At 70.5% G+C, this 18,415-nt stretch carries 19 protein-coding genes and 4 pseudogenes; 12 read left to right on the forward strand and 11 right to left on the reverse strand.

What is annotated here, in order from left to right; translation table 11 throughout:
* The first annotated feature begins 375 nt into the window (after positions 1 to 375).
* The 3 genes and pseudogenes from ACGFWE_RS01185 to ACGFWE_RS01195 all read left to right on the forward strand — a co-directional run.
* The gene (locus tag ACGFWE_RS01185) at positions 376 to 1,416 is read left to right on the forward strand and encodes an MDR family NADP-dependent oxidoreductase (protein WP_393596972.1); all 1,041 of its coding nucleotides are present in this window, start codon (positions 376 to 378) and stop codon (positions 1,414 to 1,416) included.
* Positions 1,417 to 1,437: 21 nt separating this feature from the next.
* Positions 1,438 to 1,650 (forward strand): annotated as a pseudogene (locus ACGFWE_RS01190) (DUF1684 domain-containing protein); the annotation flags it as partial.
* Positions 1,651 to 1,691: 41 nt separating this feature from the next.
* Positions 1,692 to 2,116, forward strand: a pseudogene (locus ACGFWE_RS01195) (ABC transporter ATP-binding protein); the annotation flags it as partial.
* A 9-nt stretch (positions 2,117 to 2,125) separates the two neighbouring features.
* On the opposite strand, the gene ACGFWE_RS01200 reads toward ACGFWE_RS01195, so the two are convergent.
* Positions 2,126 to 2,470 carry a hypothetical protein gene (locus ACGFWE_RS01200; protein ID WP_393596974.1) on the reverse strand — a complete coding sequence of 115 codons (345 nt, stop codon included), beginning with the start codon at positions 2,468 to 2,470 and terminating at the stop codon, positions 2,126 to 2,128.
* Between ACGFWE_RS01200 and ACGFWE_RS01205 the strand changes: the two genes are divergently transcribed.
* Both ACGFWE_RS01205 and ACGFWE_RS01210 read left to right on the forward strand, forming a co-directional pair.
* Complete coding sequence (locus ACGFWE_RS01205) at positions 2,369 to 2,779, forward strand: hypothetical protein (protein ID WP_393598886.1); 411 nt, start codon at positions 2,369 to 2,371, stop codon at positions 2,777 to 2,779. The two genes, ACGFWE_RS01200 and ACGFWE_RS01205, sit on opposite strands and share 102 nt — an antisense overlap.
* 80 nt (positions 2,780 to 2,859) lie before the next feature.
* Entirely contained in the window at positions 2,860 to 3,180 is a 321-nt protein-coding gene (locus ACGFWE_RS01210) for a hypothetical protein (RefSeq protein ID WP_393596976.1), read from the forward strand.
* Between the two features lie 8 nt (positions 3,181 to 3,188).
* On the opposite strand, the gene ACGFWE_RS01215 is transcribed toward ACGFWE_RS01210, so the two are convergent.
* The 6 genes and pseudogenes from ACGFWE_RS01215 to ACGFWE_RS01240 all read right to left on the reverse strand — a co-directional run bounded on the left by ACGFWE_RS01215 (position 3,189) and on the right by ACGFWE_RS01240 (position 7,736).
* Complete coding sequence (locus ACGFWE_RS01215) at positions 3,189 to 3,575, reverse strand: DUF2267 domain-containing protein (protein WP_352385375.1); 387 nt, start codon at positions 3,573 to 3,575, stop codon at positions 3,189 to 3,191.
* Between the two features lie 35 nt (positions 3,576 to 3,610).
* A pseudogene (locus tag ACGFWE_RS01220) lies at positions 3,611 to 3,709 on the reverse strand (Hsp70 family protein); the annotation flags it as partial.
* Between the two features lie 50 nt (positions 3,710 to 3,759).
* The gene (locus tag ACGFWE_RS01225; RefSeq protein WP_393596978.1) at positions 3,760 to 4,122 is read right to left on the reverse strand and encodes a J domain-containing protein; all 363 of its coding nucleotides are present in this window, start codon (positions 4,120 to 4,122) and stop codon (positions 3,760 to 3,762) included.
* A gap of 399 nt (positions 4,123 to 4,521) precedes the next feature.
* Positions 4,522 to 5,265 (reverse strand): NADPH-dependent F420 reductase, encoded by a 744-nt coding sequence (locus tag ACGFWE_RS01230; RefSeq protein WP_393596980.1) that lies wholly within the window; start codon positions 5,263 to 5,265, stop codon positions 4,522 to 4,524.
* A 453-nt stretch (positions 5,266 to 5,718) separates the two neighbouring features.
* Entirely contained in the window at positions 5,719 to 6,555 is an 837-nt protein-coding gene (locus ACGFWE_RS01235; RefSeq protein ID WP_393596982.1) for a helix-turn-helix transcriptional regulator, read from the reverse strand.
* A gap of 455 nt (positions 6,556 to 7,010) precedes the next feature.
* Complete coding sequence (locus ACGFWE_RS01240; RefSeq protein WP_393596984.1) at positions 7,011 to 7,736, reverse strand: SDR family NAD(P)-dependent oxidoreductase; 726 nt, start codon at positions 7,734 to 7,736, stop codon at positions 7,011 to 7,013.
* A gap of 602 nt (positions 7,737 to 8,338) precedes the next feature.
* Between ACGFWE_RS01240 and ACGFWE_RS01245 the strand changes: the two are divergent.
* Together ACGFWE_RS01245 and ACGFWE_RS01250 are read left to right on the forward strand one after the other, a co-directional pair.
* Positions 8,339 to 9,525, forward strand: a pseudogene (locus tag ACGFWE_RS01245) (XdhC family protein).
* Positions 9,519 to 9,785, forward strand: a complete 267-nt coding sequence (locus ACGFWE_RS01250) for a hypothetical protein (RefSeq protein WP_393598982.1) — start codon at positions 9,519 to 9,521, stop codon at positions 9,783 to 9,785. The pseudogene ACGFWE_RS01245 and the gene ACGFWE_RS01250 overlap by 7 nt, the downstream one beginning before the upstream one ends.
* Positions 9,786 to 10,061: 276 nt before the next feature.
* Here the strand turns inward: ACGFWE_RS01250 and ACGFWE_RS01255 are convergent, their stop codons facing one another.
* A complete protein-coding gene (locus ACGFWE_RS01255; protein WP_393596986.1) occupies positions 10,062 to 11,399 on the reverse strand; it encodes a hypothetical protein in 1,338 nt (445 codons plus the stop codon).
* Between the two features lie 177 nt (positions 11,400 to 11,576).
* Here ACGFWE_RS01255 and ACGFWE_RS01260 point away from each other — a divergent pair, with 177 nt between their 5' ends.
* From ACGFWE_RS01260 to ACGFWE_RS01280, 5 genes are all read left to right on the forward strand, one after another.
* On the forward strand, positions 11,577 to 11,999 hold the full coding sequence (locus tag ACGFWE_RS01260) for a DUF6325 family protein (RefSeq protein WP_069764702.1): 423 nt from the start codon (positions 11,577 to 11,579) through the stop codon (positions 11,997 to 11,999).
* 36 nt (positions 12,000 to 12,035) lie between these two features.
* Positions 12,036 to 12,311, forward strand: a complete 276-nt coding sequence (locus ACGFWE_RS01265) for an SHOCT domain-containing protein (RefSeq protein ID WP_393596988.1) — start codon at positions 12,036 to 12,038, stop codon at positions 12,309 to 12,311.
* Between the two features lie 83 nt (positions 12,312 to 12,394).
* Positions 12,395 to 12,925, forward strand: coding sequence for a DUF6584 family protein (locus ACGFWE_RS01270; RefSeq protein WP_393596990.1), 531 nt, complete (start codon positions 12,395 to 12,397; stop codon positions 12,923 to 12,925).
* 215 nt (positions 12,926 to 13,140) lie between these two features.
* Positions 13,141 to 13,896, forward strand: coding sequence for an MFS transporter (locus tag ACGFWE_RS01275; protein WP_393596992.1), 756 nt, complete (start codon positions 13,141 to 13,143; stop codon positions 13,894 to 13,896).
* Between the two features lie 49 nt (positions 13,897 to 13,945).
* Positions 13,946 to 14,230 carry a hypothetical protein gene (locus ACGFWE_RS01280; protein WP_393596994.1) on the forward strand — a complete coding sequence of 95 codons (285 nt, stop codon included), beginning with the start codon at positions 13,946 to 13,948 and terminating at the stop codon, positions 14,228 to 14,230.
* Between the two features lie 267 nt (positions 14,231 to 14,497).
* Here the strand turns inward: ACGFWE_RS01280 and ACGFWE_RS01285 are convergent, their stop codons facing one another.
* Genes ACGFWE_RS01285 through ACGFWE_RS01295 form a run of 3 tightly spaced genes read right to left on the reverse strand, consistent with a single transcriptional unit; the run spans position 14,498 to position 18,333 of the window.
* Positions 14,498 to 16,693: a xanthine dehydrogenase family protein molybdopterin-binding subunit gene (locus tag ACGFWE_RS01285; protein ID WP_352385353.1), complete on the reverse strand. Its 2,196-nt coding sequence runs from the start codon at positions 16,691 to 16,693 to the stop codon at positions 14,498 to 14,500.
* Complete coding sequence (locus ACGFWE_RS01290; protein WP_393596996.1) at positions 16,690 to 17,670, reverse strand: FAD binding domain-containing protein; 981 nt, start codon at positions 17,668 to 17,670, stop codon at positions 16,690 to 16,692. The genes ACGFWE_RS01285 and ACGFWE_RS01290 overlap by 4 nt, the downstream gene beginning before the upstream one ends.
* 12 nt (positions 17,671 to 17,682) lie before the next feature.
* Positions 17,683 to 18,333, reverse strand: coding sequence for a 2Fe-2S iron-sulfur cluster-binding protein (locus ACGFWE_RS01295; RefSeq protein WP_393596998.1), 651 nt, complete (start codon positions 18,331 to 18,333; stop codon positions 17,683 to 17,685).
* Positions 18,334 to 18,415 lie beyond the last annotated feature (82 nt).

The following is an 18,415-nucleotide window of genomic DNA, read 5'->3' on the forward strand; positions in this document are numbered from 1 at the left end:
GAGCGGTTACGGACCGCCTCCGCCGGACGCGCACCGTCGGTGCACTCCGGTTGCCGCCGGGGACCTCTTACCGGGTCAGCGACAACAAAACGCGCTGGAGACGTGCGCCAGGTCGATGTGGCGCCGCCGAGTGAGTTCCACGCGCGGGTTCATGGCACCGGAGTTCAGCAGAGGTCCACCACGTTGGTCAATAACCTTCCGGACAGATCTTGCATTGCGGACACGGGGCCGGCGTGGACAGTGCGGGCAGCCGTACTTGCCTTACTTGCGTCACTTGCCTTTGACGCGCGCGTCAGGGGCTAACGTCTGCGCGCCCGTACCGGCCGGTCGTCCCGCCCGGCCTGCTTCGCCTCTCCCGAACAGGAGCCCCACCGCATGGCTACTCCCCTGCCCTCCACCACCCGCGAGATCCGGCTCGCCGCCACCCCCGAGGGGCTGCCCGGCCCCGAGCACTTCTCCGTCGTCGCACAGCCACTGCCGACGCCGGGCCCCGGGCAAGTCCTCGTCCGCAACCGGTACTTCCTGGTGTTCCCCGGGCTGCGCACCCTGATCGCAGGCGCACCCGAGGGAGTGCCGCTGCCGACGATCAACGCCGGTGAGGTGGTGTTCGGCCCCGCTGTCGGCGAGGTCGTCGGCGCGGGCCCGGACAGCCCACTGCGGCCGGGAGACACCGTCACCCACCTGTTGGGATGGCGCGAGCACGCGTTGGTGGCCGCAGCCGACTGCACCCCGGTCGGCGATGCGCTGCCGGACCCGGTCGCCCACCTGTCATCGGGGTCGGCCGCCTACGGCGCGCTCACCCGGCTCGCCGAGATCCGTCCCGGCGACACGGTCTTCGTCACCGGGGCGGCGGGCGCGGTGGGAACCCTGGCCGGTCAGGTCGCCAGGCTGCTGGGCGCCGGGAAGGTCATCGGCAGTACCCGCTCCCCGGCCAAGGCCGAGCGGCTGCGCACCGACCTGGGCTACGACGCGGTGCTGGTGCCGGGCGACCGATCCACCACGCTCGCCCGGCAGTTGGGGACCGCGGCACCCGAAGGCATCGACGTCCTGGTGGACACCGTGGGTGGCGAGCAACTGACAGCGGCGCTCACGGCGGCGCGCCGCGGCGCCCGTTTCGCGCTCGTCGGCGCGCTGTCCGGCCAGTTGTCACCGCACCGGGACGGTGACAGCGCTCCGGTGGAGATCGACACCTTCCGCGTCGTCAACATGGGGATCACGCTGCGCGGTTACAGCGGCATCGACCATCCCGAGGTGGCGCAGGAGTGGGCCGAGCGGTTCGGCGGCTGGCTGCGCTCCGGTGAGATCTCTTTCCCGCATGTGCGGATTCCGGGCATCGAACGGGCCCCTCAGGCGTTGCAGGAACTGTTCGAGGGACGGCACTTCGGCACCGTAGTGGTGGAGCTGCCGGACCGGTGACACGGACCGAGGCGAGGTCGGACCTCGGGGGTCACCACCTACGCCGCCAACCGGTCCCTCGCCCTGGAGCCGCCCACCGCCGACGGCACGGTCGTCCTGGACTTCAACCGCGCCGCGAACCTGCCGTGCGCCTACACGGACCTGGCCACCTGCCCGCTGCCCCCGGCCGAGAACCGGCTGCCGGTGGCCATCGAGGCCGGCCTGAAGATCCCCCGCGAGCGCGGCGGTTCCTGACCGGGACCCCGTGCCGGCCCGACTGCCCTTGCAGCACGCCGCTGTTCGACGACACCGACGTCACGACCGCCAAGGGTGCCCGGGCCAGTGGGCTGCGCCGCCGCGCCCGGCTCGTCTACCAGGCCCCGTATGCCTCGCTCGATCCGCGCTGCGCTTCTCCATGGCCGAGGTGATCACCGAGCCGCTGCGCGCCTTCAAGGTCGGCGACCGCGCGTCCCGGTTCGCCCGGGCCCGTGAACTGCTCGACCGGGTGGCGATCGCCCGCGCCCTCGTCCTCTCCCCCGACCTGGTGGTGTGCGACGAGCCGGTCTCCGCGCTCGATGAGATCGCGCACCAGGTCGCCGTGATGCGGGCCGGCCGGATCGTCGAGACCGGCCCGCCGGAGGAGCTGTTCACCAGCCCCCACCACGAGTACACCCGTGAGCTGCTCGCGGCGATCCCCGCCCCCGAGCCCACCCCGAGCTGAGGACCGGCGTCACATGAGCACTCCCACGATCACCTCACTGGCCTTTCTCACCCCGGGCAACTTCGCCGACGACGACCCGTACACCGGCCTGGAGGAGACTCTCCAACTGTTCGAGTACGGCGAGCGGTTGGGCTTCGACGGCGCCTGGATCCGCCAGCGCCACCTCGAACACGGCGTCGGCTCGGCGGCCGTATTCCTCGCGCGGCCGGCCAGCGCACCGAGCGGATCGAACTGGGCACCGCCGTCATCCCGATCGGCTACGAGAGCCCCTTCCGTCTCGCCGAGGACCTGGCGCTGGCCGACGTCCTGTCCCAGGGGCGGCTCCAGATCGGCTTCAGCACCGGCATGCCGCACGCCGACCTGCTCGGAGATCTCGTGTACGACGGGGACTGGCGCGGCTTCGACCTGTCCTACGGCAGGATCGCCCGCGTCGTCAGCAATCTGCGCGGCGACTACCTCGGCGGCCCGGACACGGTCATCCACTCGCCGGGCAACGTCCAGCGCCCCCGCCTGCAACCGCACAACCCCGGTCTGGCGCGGCGCCTGTGGTACGGGGGCGGCAGCCTGCGCTCGGCCGGCTGGGCCGCCACGAACGGCCTGAACCTGCTGTCGGGCAACATCGTCACCGGCGAGGGCACCGACGCTTCACCACGGCCCAGCTGAACCTGCTGACCGCGTACCGCCGCACGCTGTCCGCGAAGGACGCGGACCGTCCGGCGCGGGTGGCGCTGGGGCGGGTGATCGTGCCCTTCGACAGCGCCGACGCGGCCGGCCGGGCCCGCTACCGCGCCTACGCCGCGAGCCGCCATGAGCGGACCCTGGCACCTCAGGGTCCGAAACGCACCCTGTTCGCTCCCGACGTGGTGGGCACCGCCGAGCAGATCCTCGAACAACTCGCCGCCGACCCCGCCGTCGCGGAGGTGTCGGAGCTGCGCCTGGAGCTGCCGTACGAGTTCCGCCGCGAGGAGTACGAACAGATCCTGCACGACACACGACACCTGATCGCACCGGAGCTGGGCCGGCGCCCCGCCGCCCTGACGACGCAGGAGGCGACGGTTGTGTGAGCCTGAGCCTACGAGTGTCCGAAGAGCAGGTCGTAGCCCGGTGGGAGCTGGAGCAGGATGCGGTTCATCAGGTCCTCGTCCGCGATGTCGGCCACGACGCTGAGCACGGCGCTGACATCCCACGTGGCGGTCGTCTCCGTGGCGCCTTCGATCCAGGCCGCGGTTGCCCGGACGAACCGCTCGGGTGACAGGGGCTCGTGTGCCTGGAGCGGGTTGAGCAGGACGAACGCCATCGTTTCAGGGAGCCGGGCGGCCAGTTCGGCGCGCACCTCGCCCACCAGATGAGCACCGAGCAGGGCCAGGACAACCCGGGAGACTCGCTCCGCCTCCCCCCGCGTGGGGTATTCACCGCGCTCTTGGACTGCGGCGGTGAAGGCGTCCCAGTGCATGCGCATGGTGTCCTCCGTAACGTGGTATTTCCCCTGGCGAGAGCGCCTTCCGTATGCGTGATGACCGTGGGCTCGCCGCCCTCAAGGACCGAGACGACGGAGTTCGTCGTTCCCAGGTCGATTCCGACCGAGCGCGCCATCTGATCTCCTCAGCCATGCACGGGTTCACGTCCCTGGTCGGGTCTCATCGTCATGTCCGCTGCCACCGGACGGGGCCGGCCCGCAGCGGCGGCTCGGGGCGGGCGACTCCGAGCGCCACGAGGTGACGCGGCACGGGCTTGACCGTCGACGTGAAGGCGGGCCCGGGGGCGTCTGTTCGCTCTGCCGTCCTCTGATGCGTCCGGTCGTAGGCTGCGCGCAGGACCGGATCGCGGAACGTCTCGTACGCCGTCCTCACCTCGCCGAAGCGTTCGGCGGTAGCCGCGTCCACGCGGGTGTCGGGGCGCAGTTCCCGTACCCGGGCGCGGAAGGCGGAGGTGATCACGTCGGCCGTCGCCGACGGCTCCACCCCCAGCACCACATACAGGTCCGCGCCCTCGTCGCGCGCCTGCATCTCACCACCTCCTCGCCTGTTGCGAGCTGCGGCTTCCCCTCGATTGCCTCTCCTAACTGGATAAAACTTGAGTCATTGGTTGTCAAGGTTGACGCGGCGGGACCTGGCTCCTGTGGTCGCATTCGCGAACGTGTGAGCTGTGGCATTGCGGGCGGGCCCGGTCAGCCCACACGATGAAGCGGACCGCCGGCCTCAAGGAAGGCAGCTTCCCATGGGTGATCATGTGCACGTGAGACTCAGTCAGGGACTGAGCGTGTCCGAAGAAGGGGAACTGGTCGAGCACTCGCGCTGCAGGTGCGGTGCCACGTTCACCAAGGTGTTCGATGCGGACGGCGGGGAGCCGGAGTAACTCGAGCCGGTCGCGGCCCTCCCCGCGCCAACGCGTCGGCCCCGTCCCCCTCACATGGCAATCGCGCGGTTCAGGCGGACGAGGTATTCCGCGTCCGGTTGCATGCCGGCCCCGAAGCGTTCCTGGACCACGGCGAGCTCGAGGTCGCGCCGCCTCGGTGATCGCGCCGCGTCGGCCGTCGCCAGTGCGTCCGGCAGCTCCTGACGGGTGAGATCCGTGCAGTAGGCGGGTGTGCCGGGCTGCTGTCGCCACGATTCCGCGAGCGGCCCCGCATCGAAGGCGTCGAACCCGGTGTCCTCGACGAGGGCCATGGCCAGGTCACGCTCTCGCGGGCTGTCGGCAGCGACAGGGAGCGAGATGCGGTCCGCACTTCCCGCCGGCTTGTTCCTCTGCGCGAACGACTCGGCTCCTATCGAGTTCCACGCCTTGACGATGGGCCGGCCCAACTGCTCGGCAGCCCACACGCTTTCGGCCTGGCCGGCCTCGATCGCCGCGATTCCGTTGTCCCGGTGCGGGAAATAGTTCGACGTGTCGATGACAACCGTGTCGGCCGGCACCCCGGCGATCAGTGGTGCGACCTGCGGAATGCGGTCGAAGGGGATGGAGAGGATCACGGCGTCGACGTCCACTACCGCTTCCGCCGCTGTCACTGCTCGTGCGCCCGAGGCCAACACGTCCGCCTCGATCGTCTCCGGGCCACGCGAATTGGCCGCCTTCACGTCGTGCCCGGCCGCGCTCAACCGCCTGGTCAGCGTCTTGCCGATGTTCCCGGTGCCGAGAATGCCGATCTTCATGGTGAAACTCCTTCTCCGGAACGGAACCCCGGTTTCGGTGGCCACGGTTCCGGGACGCGGTCCCCGCGACGCGACGGGGCTACGGCGTCGCGGCGGCCTTCGCCGGATGGTGACTCATTGGTGGGCGGCTCGGTTCATCGACGACGGCGTCGCACGGTCGGCCGCGGCCAGGGCCGCCGGCAGCTAACCGAGTTGCTCATGTCCGCCTGACGGGCCACGAGTTCCTCGAAGCGGGTTTGCGGCACCGCCGCGAGCATCGCCTCCCGCACGGTTGTGCTGCACGTCCGCGCGGGGCTGCGTTCGCGCTGTGCACCGGCGCTCATACGCCCTCCTGCCTGCCGTCACTCTGCGGCGCATCGAAACGGATGCAGCCTCCGCATGTCTTCAACAGTAAAGCGGAGGTAGCATCCGGTCAAATGGGCGACCCGGCCACGAGACCCAGCGGCCGGGACCTCAGGGGGTGAGCTGCTGGTGCCCTATGACGGAGAGCAGTTCGAGTTTGCTGTGGCTCTCCGTGCCGGGGCGGGTGGTCAGCACGACCAGGGTCTGGGCACGGTTCTCGGTGTAGAGGAGCTGGGCGTCGACGTCGATGCGGCCGAGTTCGGGATGCAGGAGGGTCTTGCAGTCGCCGTAGCGGGCGACCTCCTGGAGTTCCCACATGCGGACGAACTCGGGGCTGTGTTCCTGGAGTTCGGCGAGGATCCGGGCGGCTCGGGGAGTGTCGCTGCCGGCTGTCAGCGCGGCCCGCAGGCGTGCTGCCTGGGCACGGCCGTGACTTTCGTGGGTCTCCTCGGGGTACACAAGACGCTCGGCCGGGTCCATGAACCAGCGGTAGTAGCCGCTACTGGCCAGCCCGGTGTGACGGGTCTGGTCGCCGAGCAGCGCGACGGCCAAGGAGTTCATCGCGAGCGTGTCCACCAGGTCGGTCGTCACCAGGGCCGGAGTGTCGTCCAGGCTGTCCAGGACCCGCATCAGGGTCGGGCTGACGTGTTCGGAGCGGCGGAAGCGGGCCGGGGCGTTGTGACCGATGAGGGCGAAGAGATGGTCGCGTTCGTCCAGGGTCAGCCGCAGCGCCCGGGCGAGAGCCGCGGTGATCTGCACGGAGGGCTGCGGAGCACGCTGCTGCTCCAGCCGGGCGTAGTAGTCGGTGGACATACCGGCGAGCTGGGCGACCTCCTCGCGACGCAGGCCCTGGGTACGCCTGCGCGGCCCCTCGACCAGGCCGACGTCACGGGGCCGCAACGTCTCACGCCGACGGCGCAGGAATTCGGCCAGTTCCTTCTTGTCCATGGCCCCATCCTCGCCGCATCCCGCCCGGCTATCCAGAGACCACCGATCCATGGCTACGCCCTCCTCCCGCACCCCGCGAAGACGCCCGACGGCCGGCGCCGAGGCGCGCGCAGCAAGGTGCCCTCGGGGAGTGGTTCCACGTCGGTCACTACAGGTCGGTCAACTGCTGAGCATGGCGAGGACGTCGTCGTAGGAGCCGTTGGCCACCGGGCTTCTTACGCAGCAGGTCGAGGGGCTCGGTGAGGAAGTCGTCCAACGGGCTCACCGGCCTGCCACTCTGACGTGCCCTTGTCGGCGCGGTTGTCCGGGCGGCCGGAAACCCGCCCCCCACCCGGTGCCGCTCGGCCCGAGGCGCGCGTCATCGGCCCGGGGCCAAGAGCACGGTGACGAGCCCCTCGCGGCAGCTGCCGCGACGTGGGTGGCGGCCGGCCAGGATGCGCGGTCGTGGTCGGCCCTCAGAGTTCGAGGCCCGTCTCTTCGGCCAGCGTTTGCAGGAGGCGGTCCTGGAACGCTTCGTCGTGCACTGCCCGGTGCGGCTGCATTCGCTCGCCGTGGTACCAGTACCCGCCGGTGGTCAGGGCCTGGGGGTCATCGCTGGAGGCGAGCCACTCCTGTGTGCGATGCCCGAGCTCCAGGTCGTCCGGTGCGCCGGGACCGCCCATCTTGGTCGGCACCCAGCCGGGATCGACCGCGTTGCTGAGCACACCGGGACGCAGCCGGGCCACTGCGGCAGCGAGCGCCGTGACGTACAGCTTGCTGTCGGAGTACGAGCCCGCGCTCTCGCCACGCCAGTCGACTCCGTCCAGCCGGGGTTGTCCACCGAAGTGCGAGTCGCTGCTCAAGTAGACGAGCCGTCGCGGTCCGCGCAGCAGGGCCGTGAGCACGTACGGGGCGATGATGTTGACCGGCATGACCGCCGGCCCGCTCCACACGCCGGCGTTGTGGATGACCGCGCCCAACGGGCCGACGTCGTTCAGCTCGGCGGCGATGCGCCGAACGGCATCCCGCTCCGTGAAGTCCCCCGTCACGAGGTGCGCCCCGCGCTCCACCAGCGCTGCCAGGCCCCCAGCACGTTCCTGATTGCGGGCGTGTACGACGACGTCGTGGCCTTCGGACAGCAGCGTGTCCGCGGCGGCACGTCCGAGACCGTCCGCGGAACCGGTCACCAGGATGCGGCTCATGAGTGCACCGCCCCCGGGGCCCGCCCCGTTCGGGCCCGGCCGCCGGGCACAGGCACCGGTGCGGTGCGTGCAGCGGCCTCCAGCCCGGTAACCCTGCCAGGCGCTCGGACAGTCGTCAGGTCCTGCCTGCCGGCGTCGCCGCTGACGTCGTCGTGAATCTGCGTGCCTCCTCGCACGGGGCGTCTCCCTTCGATCACCGCACTCGCGGACTTAATGACCCCTACCCTCCCCCACCCGACCCGATCAGCCTCCTTCACGTAGCTCTCACTTGCGGGCAAAGAAACCAAGGGACGGCCAAGGAGAAGCAGGGGGACAAAACTCTCCCTGCCATGTGTGACTCCCGTGGTGCAAGACTCGTCGCGTGATCAGCCGCCCTGTCGAGGCGAACGGTCACCCAGTCTCCCGCGGTGGCGTCGATCTCGTGCCTGGCCTTCCGCTGGTGTGCACGACTGCCACCGGCCGCCGGATCCGCCAACTGCCCATCATTGCCGAGGCGTTGCTCTGACACCTCCGCCCCCACGGACCGGTTCGGCAGCCGAACCCCCGTACGGCGGCGGCCCGCTCACCTTCTGCGACAACGACCGTCTGGTCTGGAGCCCACCATGCTGAACATCGCGGACACACCGCACCGCTGGTGCCGCGAGGAACGCCCCTTCGCCCTGGCGACCATCGTCGACGTCACGGGCAGCGCACCCCTGCCCATCGGTACGTCGGTGGCTGTGGACGAGGACGGCAACGCCGTCGGCGGCGTCTCCGGCGGGTGCGTCGAAGGCGCGGTGTACGAACTGTGCCGACAGCTGCTCCAGGAGCAAGGCCTCCACAGCGTGCCCGGTTCGGGTACTCCGACGACGACGCCTTCTCCGTCGGACTGACCTGCGGTGGCGAACTCGACGTGCTCGTCCAGCGCAGCGACCCGGCAGCCCAGGCGCATCTCGGCGCGGCGTTCGCCGAGGCGGTCGAGGGCCGGTCCGCCGCCGTCGCCCAAGTCGTGGCCGGGCCAGTGGACTTGGTCGGGGCCACTTTGGGTGTCCTCGGCGACAGTTGGATCGCCGACAGCGCGCTCGGCGACGGGGCGATCGGGCGGGTGGTGGCGGACCTGGCCACCTCCCAACTGCGCACCGGGCGCACCGCACTCCACGCGGTCGGTGGAGACGCCGACACCTGCCCCGAGAGGCTCTCCGTCCTCGTCCACGCGGCCGCCACCCGCCCCCGCATGCTGATCTTCGGCGCCGTCGGCTTCGCCGCCGCCCTGGCCCGGGCGGGCCGGTTCCTGGGCTACCACGTCACCGTGTGCGACGCCCGCCCCGTCTTCGCCACCGAGGCACGCTTCCCGCATGCCGACGAGGTCGTCGTCGACTGGCCCCACCGCTACCTGGCACGAACGGCCGTGGACGCCCGTACCGCCGTCTGTGTGCTCACCCACGACGCCAAGTTCGACATCCCGCTGCTGCGGCGGGCACTCGACCTGCCCGTCGGCTACGTCGGCGCGATGGGCTCCCGGCGCACCCACGAGGAGCGACTTCTCCGGCTGCGCGAAGTCGGCGTCACCCAGGAGCAGTTGGCCGGGCTGCGGTCTCCGATCGGCCTCGACCTCGGTGCCTGTACCCCCGAGGAGACGGCCATCTCGATCACCGCCGAGATCATCGCCCACGCCGGCCGGGCGAGCGGCTTGCCTCTGGCCCGGGTCAGCGGCCCGATCCACCGTGCTTCCGATGCGGTGCCGGAGACAGCGGGGCACGGGGCAGGAACGGCGTCGGGAATATCAGGACCGGCCTCAGGAACATGCTGATCGACACCTATGGCCGGCAGTCCACCGACCTGCGGGTCTCGCTGACCGACCGGTGCAATCTGCGGTGCACCTACTGCATGCCCGAGGAGGGCCTGCAGTGGCTGGCGAAGCCGGATCTGCTGGCTCTGCGCTCCGACGCCGGGGACGAGGAGATCGCTCGGATCTGGCGCGAGGCGATGTGGGGCAAGAAGGCCGGCGCGGGCCTGGACGACCCGACCTTCGTCCAGCCGGACCGGCCCATGTCCGCGATCGGCGGCTAGTGCTCTGACTGCACAGGTTCGCCGCGTCATTGTGAGGCCCGCCTGGCGAGGGGCGTCCGCCCCAGCGGATGCCCTCTCACTGCGGAGACGAGGGCGTTCCCTACGTTCGGCTGCCAAGACACCCGGGCAGCGGGCGTTGGCGTTGCCGGGGGAGGTTGGCGTGGAGTGCCCGGGTCTGCATGGTGTGGTGGGCAGCGCTCGGGCAAGGCCGGCAGCCGGGAGTTCACCGCGGGAGCGGGCCGCACAGGCAGTACGGACTCCCCGCCCGGCCACGCGTCAGCGAGCGGCCCCGCCGGCCGCCGGTTCGGCGGGTGATCCGGAACCGCCGTCCAGAAATTCACGGATCGCGAGGCCCACCAGCACGATGACCGTGGTCCACACCACGACCATCGTGGTCGGGTAGGTCCAGGTGAACAGGACGATCGCGGCGACCACCAGGATCGCGACCCCGATCCAGCGCTTGAAGCGGTGCACGAACCGCCCGACCGCCCCGAGTCGGAGTCCTTCGGAGACCGCCACGTCACGCAGGGCGCCGATGCTCCTGCGGCAGCCGTTGCGGACCAGGACGGCGATCCGGGACGGGCCGCTGAGGAAGGCGCCTACGGCGACGATGAGGGCGACGGCGCCGAGGGCCCGTACACCGGCGCGCAGGAACCTGATCAGCGCGTCGTACACCGCTCCGGCGGCGGCCGGGGACGCTCCGGAGGGCAGATGGTCGAGGTAGATGTCCCGGAAGACGGTGAGGGTGATCCCGAGGACCAGCATGGCCAGGAACACCGCCAACCCGGCCCCGATCAGCGCGTGCCGACGGTTGAACGCGGTGTACACCCCCGCCGCGGCCACCAGCAGGGCGATGAGGGGCAGCCAGCTGCCCATGATCTCCAGGATCCTCATATAGGTCTTGATCTTGCCGATGTCCTTCGACTGGACCACCACGAAGTCCGTGTGGACGTCCGGGATCTTCGCGGCGATTCCGAGGCCGGCGCCGACCAACCGCTCCTTGACCTGGTCCACGATCGGTGCCACGTCGATGGCCACCTCGTCGTTCTTCAGCGAGACCGCGCCGCCGCCCTCGCCCGTCAGGGCCTTGTCGACCGACGAGTGCACCCTGCGGTTGGCGTCCACCCAGACCTTCTCGAAGGCGCTGCTGCTGACCACCCGCTCCACGGTGCCGCTGACCAGCTGCTTCAGGCCGCTCGCGATCGGTCCGTCCAGATTGCCGACCAGCTGGGCCGCCTTCGGCGGCACACCCTTCTCCGACACGGCGTCCTGCAACTGTTTGACCAGCACGTCCACGTCGATCTGCGCCAGCACCACGTCGGTGACCCGGTTGGTGACGGCCTTCTGCACATCCGGATCCGACGCCAGCGGTCCCACCGTGGCGACGTAGCGGTCCGTGTCCCGCACGATGCTGTTCGCCCAGACCGCGATGACGGACAGCAGCGACAGCAGCGCCGCCAAGAGGATCAGCAGGACCGAGCCTGTGGACCGGAGCCAGTGATGCCGCGCGGTCTGCGGGCGAGCGGCACTCTCCAGGGCGCCGACCCGGTGCCGCAGTTCATCGAGTTCGATGCGTTCCCGGGCCGAGAGCTGCTCGTCGCCTTCATTGCTCATGGACACAAGAAGATCCGTACGCTGCAGCACACGCGACTCGTGTGCGCCCGACGGGTGAGCCCCGCACGAGGTGCGATCGCCGCGGTCGGGTGATGCAATGGCAAGGGGAAGACAGCCACAAGCCCAGAAGGTGACGCCGTGAGCGACACATTCGACGAAGTCGACACATCCGGCGCGATGGGACCGATCGACTATCTGGTCGTCGAGTTCCCCGGCAACCGAATGACCGGCGAGGGCTTCCCCCTCCTGGTCGACCTGGTGGACCGCGGCCTCATCCGGATCCTCGACCTGACGTTCATCAGGAAGGACGCCGACGGATCCGTGACCGGCCTGGAGATCGGCGATCTCACCGGCGACGGCGAACTCGACCTCGCCGTCTTCGAGGGAGCGTCCTCCGGCCTGCTGGGCCAGGACGACCTCGTGGAAGCAGCCGCCGCCCTGGAACCCGGCAACTCCGCCGGCGTCCTGATCTACGAGAACCTCTGGGCCGCGCCGTTCGCCGCCGCCCTGCGACGCGGCGGCGCCGAACTGGTCGCCTCCGGGAGGATCCCGGTGCCCGCGGTCCTGGCCGCCCTGGACGCGGCGGAAACCGCGCCCTGAGAGCGAGGGCAGGGGGAAACGAGAAGGGAGATCACCATGCCTGGACTCCTCCGAGGGGTTGCCCGCACGGCCGTCGTCGCCGGAACCGCCACCGCCGTATCGAACCGCGTATCCCGCCGCCAGCAGGGGCGATGGGCGGCACAGCAGCCCGCGCCGCAACCGGCATCCCCTGCCGAGTCGCCCGCGGCTCAGCAGACCCCCGACATGAGCAGCAAGATCGAACAGCTGAAGCAGCTCGACGAGCTCAAGACACGGGGCGTCCTCACCGAAGCCGAGTTCGAGGACCAGAAGCGCAAACTCCTCGACTCCTGACCGCTCCGGCGGGGCGGGCCTGTCTGAGCGACGAGCGACAAACCAGGTCGACGTGGATCAGTGCGGCGCCCGATCATGTGTTCATGTCACTGAGAGAGACCCTTGCCCGAGTCGATGCAGACCTGGCTGCCGGGCGGGTTCCCGTCGCGCGCCAGCGTTTGCGCGGTCTCGTCTCATCCTTCCCGTACGACCTGACGCTCCGTCGGCGTCTGGCCGAGGTGTACCGGCTCTACGGCGATGCCGCCGAGGCCGGACGCTGGATGTACCTCGAAGAGGACCGCCACGCCGACGAGACCGTCGCCTTCGAGGCGCGGCACGAGTCTCCTGCGCGGCAGATGAAGGCCCTCGCCTGGCACGGACCCGAGGCCATGGCCGCCACCTCCTTCGCGGAGCGGCAGCTGGTCGCCGTGCGGACCGCCTGCGCCGAGGAGCTGGGGCACCCCGTCGACTGGGACGACTCCGCCTCCTACCGGGACGGCCTGCGGGAGATGTACGAGGAGACGCCCTCCGAGCCGTGGACGGCCGGCGGCGTGCTGGCGGGCGTCGGCTGCCTGGTGGGGGCCCTTGCGTTCCTCGCGATCTGGGTCAATGGAGTGGTTGCCCTCTTCGGCTGACGCATGCGCTTTCACAAGGGCACCGCGGTCGAGAGTTTCCTCCTCGGATGATTTTCTTCCCGGATGCATTTCTCCTCTTTTCGTGTCCGGGCCCGCCTGTGAGGGTCGGGAATCGAATGTTTCTCGCTGATGGATCACGCGTTGGTAATTCCTGCACGGGGGCATCGGTTGCGCCGGAACGACAGACGCAGGGAGAGTTTTCTCCCCCTCACAGAATGCCCGCGCGGTGCGATGCTTTACGGCGTCCCGACCCCACCCCGCCGTGGTCGCACGCCGCCCTGGCCGGAACCTTTCTCATGGGCACCACCGAATTCGTCATTGCGGGCCTGCTGCCCGAAATCGCCGACGATCTGAATGTCTCCCTGTCTCAGGCCGGTTTCCTCATTACGGCGTTCGCGGCGGGCATGATCGTCGGCGCACCGGCGATGGCTGTCGCGACGCTGCACCTGCCCCGGCGCTCCACGCTGATCCTCGCGCTCGTCGTGTTCGCTCTGGGCCACCTGGTCTCCGCGCTCAGCTCGTCCTTCACTCTCGTGCTCGCCGCCCGCGTGGTGACCGCACTGGCCACCGGGACCTTCTGGTCCGTCGCCGCGGTCGTGGCCACGACCGCGGCAGGGCCGGCAGCGACGTCCCGGGCCCTGGGCATGCTCCTGGGGGGACTGACCGTGGCCACCGTGGTCGGCGTACCGCTGGGCGCGTTGCTGGGACAACTCTCGGGCCGGCGCGGGCCGTTCTGGGTGCTGGCCGCGCTGTCGGCCGGCGCGGCAGCCGTCGTCGGCCGGTACATCCCTGCCGACGAGCGACGCGAAGCCCCTTCAGTCCGGGCCGAGTTCGCCGCACCGCGGGATGTTCGGGTCTGGCTGACGCTGAGTTCCATGACGCTGCTGATGGGCGGTCTCCTGGCGACGTACACCTACGTCTCGCCCCTGCTCACCGAACGGGCCCACATCCCGCGCGGAGCCCCTGGGTGACCGTCGCCCCCTCGCCACCCTCCTCACGGCCGGCGCCACGACCACGCTGGTGCTGCTGTTGTTGACCTTCCTCTCCCCGATCCCCGTGGCGGCCGTCGTCCTGGTGACCCTGATGGGGATGACCGGCTTCGCCGCGACCCCGGTGCTCGGCGCGCCGGCCCTGCGCTTCGCCGGTTCCGCGCCCACCCTCGTCTCCGGCCTCAGCGGCTCGGCGCCCAACGTGGGCATCGCCGTCGGCTCCTGGACGGCGGGCATCACCTTGAGCTCGCCCCTGGGGCAAGCCGGGCCGCCGCTGGTCGGCACGGTGGCGGCCCCCTCACCCTCGTACCGCTGACCGCACTCGCGCTGATGCGTGCCACTCGCTCCGAGCGGCCGCAGGCTCAGCCTCAGCTTCAGCCTTGAGCGGCCGCAGAGCAGTCGATCGGGTGCGGCACCACTCACGCCACGGTAGGCAGGCCGTCGCCGCGACGCGGGCAGACGTCGCGGCGACGGCCCTGGAGAGTCCGGCAGCCGGACGGGGAGAGGCAGGCTGCCGGACGGGGAGAGGCAGGCTGCCGGACAAGCGGTGGGTACTCCCCCGAGGGGGAGCAAGAGCGCTCGGTCAGATCAACGCCTCGGCAGTGATGGGCAGTTCACGGACGCGGCGGCCGGTGGCGTTGAAGACCGCGTTGGCGATGGCGGGCGCCACTCCGATCATCACGAGCTCTCCGAGGCCCTTGACGCCGAGCGGGTCGGCCTCGCGGTCCTCGCCGTCCAGGTAGATCGCCTTGAGGTCGGGGATGTCGGCGTTGACGGGGACGAGGTAGTCGGCGAGGTTGGCGTTGACGATCCGGCCGTCGCGGTGGTCGGTGAGCGTGTGCTCCAGCAGGGCCGTGCCGATGCCGCCGACCATGCCGCCGAGGGCCTGGCTGTCGGCGAGCTTCGGGCTGATGATGCGGCCCGCGTCGTACACACCGAGCACGCGCCGCACCCGCACCAGGCCCAGGGTCGCGTCCACGGCCACCTCGGCGAAGGTCGCGTTGTAGCCGTAGAAGGAGTGCCGTTCCGGGCCCGACGGGGGTGCGAAGGAGCCGTCCGCTTCCAGGTGGGTGCGGTGGTTCCGGGCCAGCAGCCGCCGGTACGTCTCCCCTCGCGTGGGGTCGTTCTTCACGTGCAGTCGGCCGCCCCGCACCACGACATCGCCGGCGTCCACCCCGTACAACGGTGACTCGCGGTCCTGGACGGCCAGTTGGATCGCCTGACGGCGGACCTTGTTGCAGGCGTCGAGGGTGGCGGAGCCGACGCTGGCCATGGTCATCGAGCCACCGTGCGGTGGGGTCGGCGGGTAGCGGGAGTCCCCCAGCCGGAAGGTGACCGTGCGCACGGTCAGCCCGAGGGCGTCGGCGGCGACCTGAGTCTGGGAGGTGTAGGTGCCCGGGCCCATGTCGGTGGCGGCGGCCTCGACCAGCGCGGTGCCGTCGGCGTCGAGGCGGGCCCGGGCCTGGGCCGGCATGCGGGCGGTGTCGTAGACGCCGGCCGCCATGCCCCTGCCGATCAGCCAGTCGCCCTCACGTGTCGAGCGGGGCTCGGGGTCGCGGCGGTGCCAGCCGAACTCGCGCGCGCCGACCGTGTAGCACTCGCGCAGTCGGCGGGTGGAGAACGGCAGGCCCGACGACTCGTCCTCGTTCGGTTCGTTGCGCCGGCGCAGCTCGATCGGGTCGACGCCGAGTTTGTGGGCGAGTTCGTCCATGGCCGACTCGATGACGAAGGAGGCCGTCTGGAAGCCGGGCCCGCGCATGTACAGCGGCGTGGGCAGATCCAGCGGCACCGTCCGGTACGCCTGGCTCACGTTCGGCATGCTGTAGAGCATCTGGCCGGCCGCAAGGACGGACTCGGTGAACGTCTCGTACGACGACGTCTCCGCGTCCAACTCGTGGGCCGCGGCGGACAGTCGGCCCCGCCGGTCACTGCCGAGGCGGAGGCGGTACTGGTACGAGGGGCGGAACCCGGTTCCGAGGTACATCTGCTTGCGGCTCAAAACGAGCTTGACCGGGCGCTTCGCCTCGCGGGCGGCCAGCGCGGCGACGACCACGTGCGGCCAGCAGCGCAGCGCCGTACCGAAACCGCCGCCCACGAACGGCGAGATGACGCGCACCGCGTCCGTCTCCAGTCCGAACACCGCCGCGAGTTCGGTCTGCGTGCCCACCACCCACTGGGTCTTGTCCCAGACGGTGAGCTTGTCGCCGTTCCAGCGGGCGATGGTGGCGTGCGGCTCCATCGGGTTGTGGTGGTTGCGCGCCGTGCGGTAGGTCAGGTCCAGTCGTACGGCGGCCGAGCGCAGGGCCGCTTCGGCGTCGCCGCGTGCGTATCGGGTCGGCTCGTCCGGCTCGGCCCCGGTCAGGTCGGTCGAGGGCTGTTCGGCGTCGTAGCCGACCTCGACCAGGCTCGCACCGTGCTGTGCGGCCTCCAGGGTGGTGGCCACCACGACGGCCACCGGCTGGCCGTGGAAGCGGACAACGTCGTCCTGGAAGACGCGGAGTCGCCTGCCGGGCGGATTGTTCGACCCCGAGTTGTCGCGGTAGGGCAGCTTCGGCGCGGTGCGGTGGTGGATCACCTTCAGTACGCCCGGAAGGGCCTCGGTGGCGCCGGTGTCGATCGACGTGATGCGGCCGCGGCCGATGGCCGCGTCGACGATGACGGCGTGCACGACTCCGTCGACGTCGTGTTCGGCGGCGTACAACGCCTGTCCGGTGACCTTGAGCCGGCCGTCGACCCGGGACAGCGGCGCACCCACGGCTGCCTGCGGCTGGGGGCTCACTCGGTACCTCCTACGACGCGCAGCTGGCGTTCGACGGTGCGCTTGAGCAGCTCGACCTTGAAGCGGTTGTGCTGGAGGGGACGGGCGCCGTCCGCCGCCTTCGCGGCAGCGGCCGACCACAGGGCCCCCGAGGGGCGTTCCCCGACGAGGTGCTGTTCGACGGCAGGCAGTTTCCAGGGCACGGTGCCCACTCCCCCGGCAGCGACTCTGGCCTCACGGATGACCCCGCCGCGGATGTGCAGCGCGACGGCCGCCGACGTCAGGGCGAACTCGTACGACTGCCGGTCCCGCACCTTCAGATAGCCGGACATGAGCGGGCGCGGAAGAGCGGGGATCTCCACCGCCGTGATCAACTCGCCCTTGCGCAGGGCCTGTTCGCGTTGCGGGGTGCTGTCGGGCCGCAACAGGAAGGCAGCGAAGGGGACTTGTCGTGCTCCGTCCGGGCCCAGCAGGTGCACCGTCGCCTCCAGCGCGGCGAAGGCCACGGCGGCATCCGACGGGTGGGTGGCCACGCAGGCGTCGGAGGTGCCGAGGATGGCGTGCGTGCGGTTGTAGCCGTGCAGCGCGGCGCAACCGGAGCCGGGCTCGCGTTTGTTGCAGTCGGCGGTCACGTCCCGGAAGTACGTGCACCGGGTGCGCTGCATGATGTTGCCGCCGATGGTCGCCATGTTCCGCAGCTGGGCCGAGGCGCTCAGTTCCAGCGCCTCGGAGACGACGGGATACAGGACACGCACCTTGGGGTGGGCGGCAACCTCGTACATGGTCACCAGGGCGCCGATGCGCAGACCCCCGCGCTCGGTCGCCGTGACCTCGCGCATGGGCAGGCCGCTGATGTCGACCAGGCTGTCGGGGCGCTCGACGGTCTCGCGCATCAGGTCGACCAGGGTGGTGCCGCCGGCGATGTAACGGCCGCCTGCGCGCCCGGCGTTGAGGGCCTCACGGGTGTTGGCGGCTTTCGTGAAGGAGAAGGGATGCATGTCGGCGGCTCCTTACTTCCGGCTCGCGGTGTGCTCGACCGCGCGCACGATCTTGACGTAACAGCCGCAGCGGCAGATGTTGCCGCTCATCCACTCCCGGATCTCCTCCGGCGAGTTGGTGTGCCCCTCCTGGATGCAACCCACCCCGGAGACGATCTGGCCCGGGGTGCAGTAGCCGCACTGGAAGGCGTCCTCGTCGATGAACGCCTGCTGCAGCGGGTGCAGTTGATCCCCCTCGGCCAGTCCCTCGATCGTGGTGACCTCGGCACCCTCCAACCGCACCGCCAGCGTCAGACAGGAGTTGACCCGCTGCCCGTCGACCAAAACTGTGCATGCCCCGCAGGCACCCGCGTTGCAGCCCTTCTTGGACCCGGTCAGGTCGAGGTGCTCCCGGAGCAGGTCCAGCAGCGAGGTGCGGTTGTCGACCGTCACCGTCCGACGCATGCCGTTCACCGTCAGGGACACACGGCTGGACGACGGCCGCTCGGCGGCTGCCGCCTCTTCCGTGCCGATGAGGGAGGTCCCTCCTACGACGCTCCCCGCGACGACGGCGCCGCCGACCGCGGTACTCGTGGCGAGGAAGGTGCGCCGCGTGGGCGCCGGGGAGGTCTCGCCGGCTCCGGTGGGGGGTGGAACGGCGGACTCGGGGAGTTCAGTTGACATACGTACGCCTTCGGATCGCGGACGGATCGGCCGTACACATCAGCGGGACGCGCGAGTGGATCGTCGTCACCGCCGGAAGGCC

Source organism: Streptomyces sp. NPDC048523, from assembly GCF_043199815.1.
GTDB lineage: Bacteria > Actinomycetota > Actinomycetes > Streptomycetales > Streptomycetaceae > Streptomyces.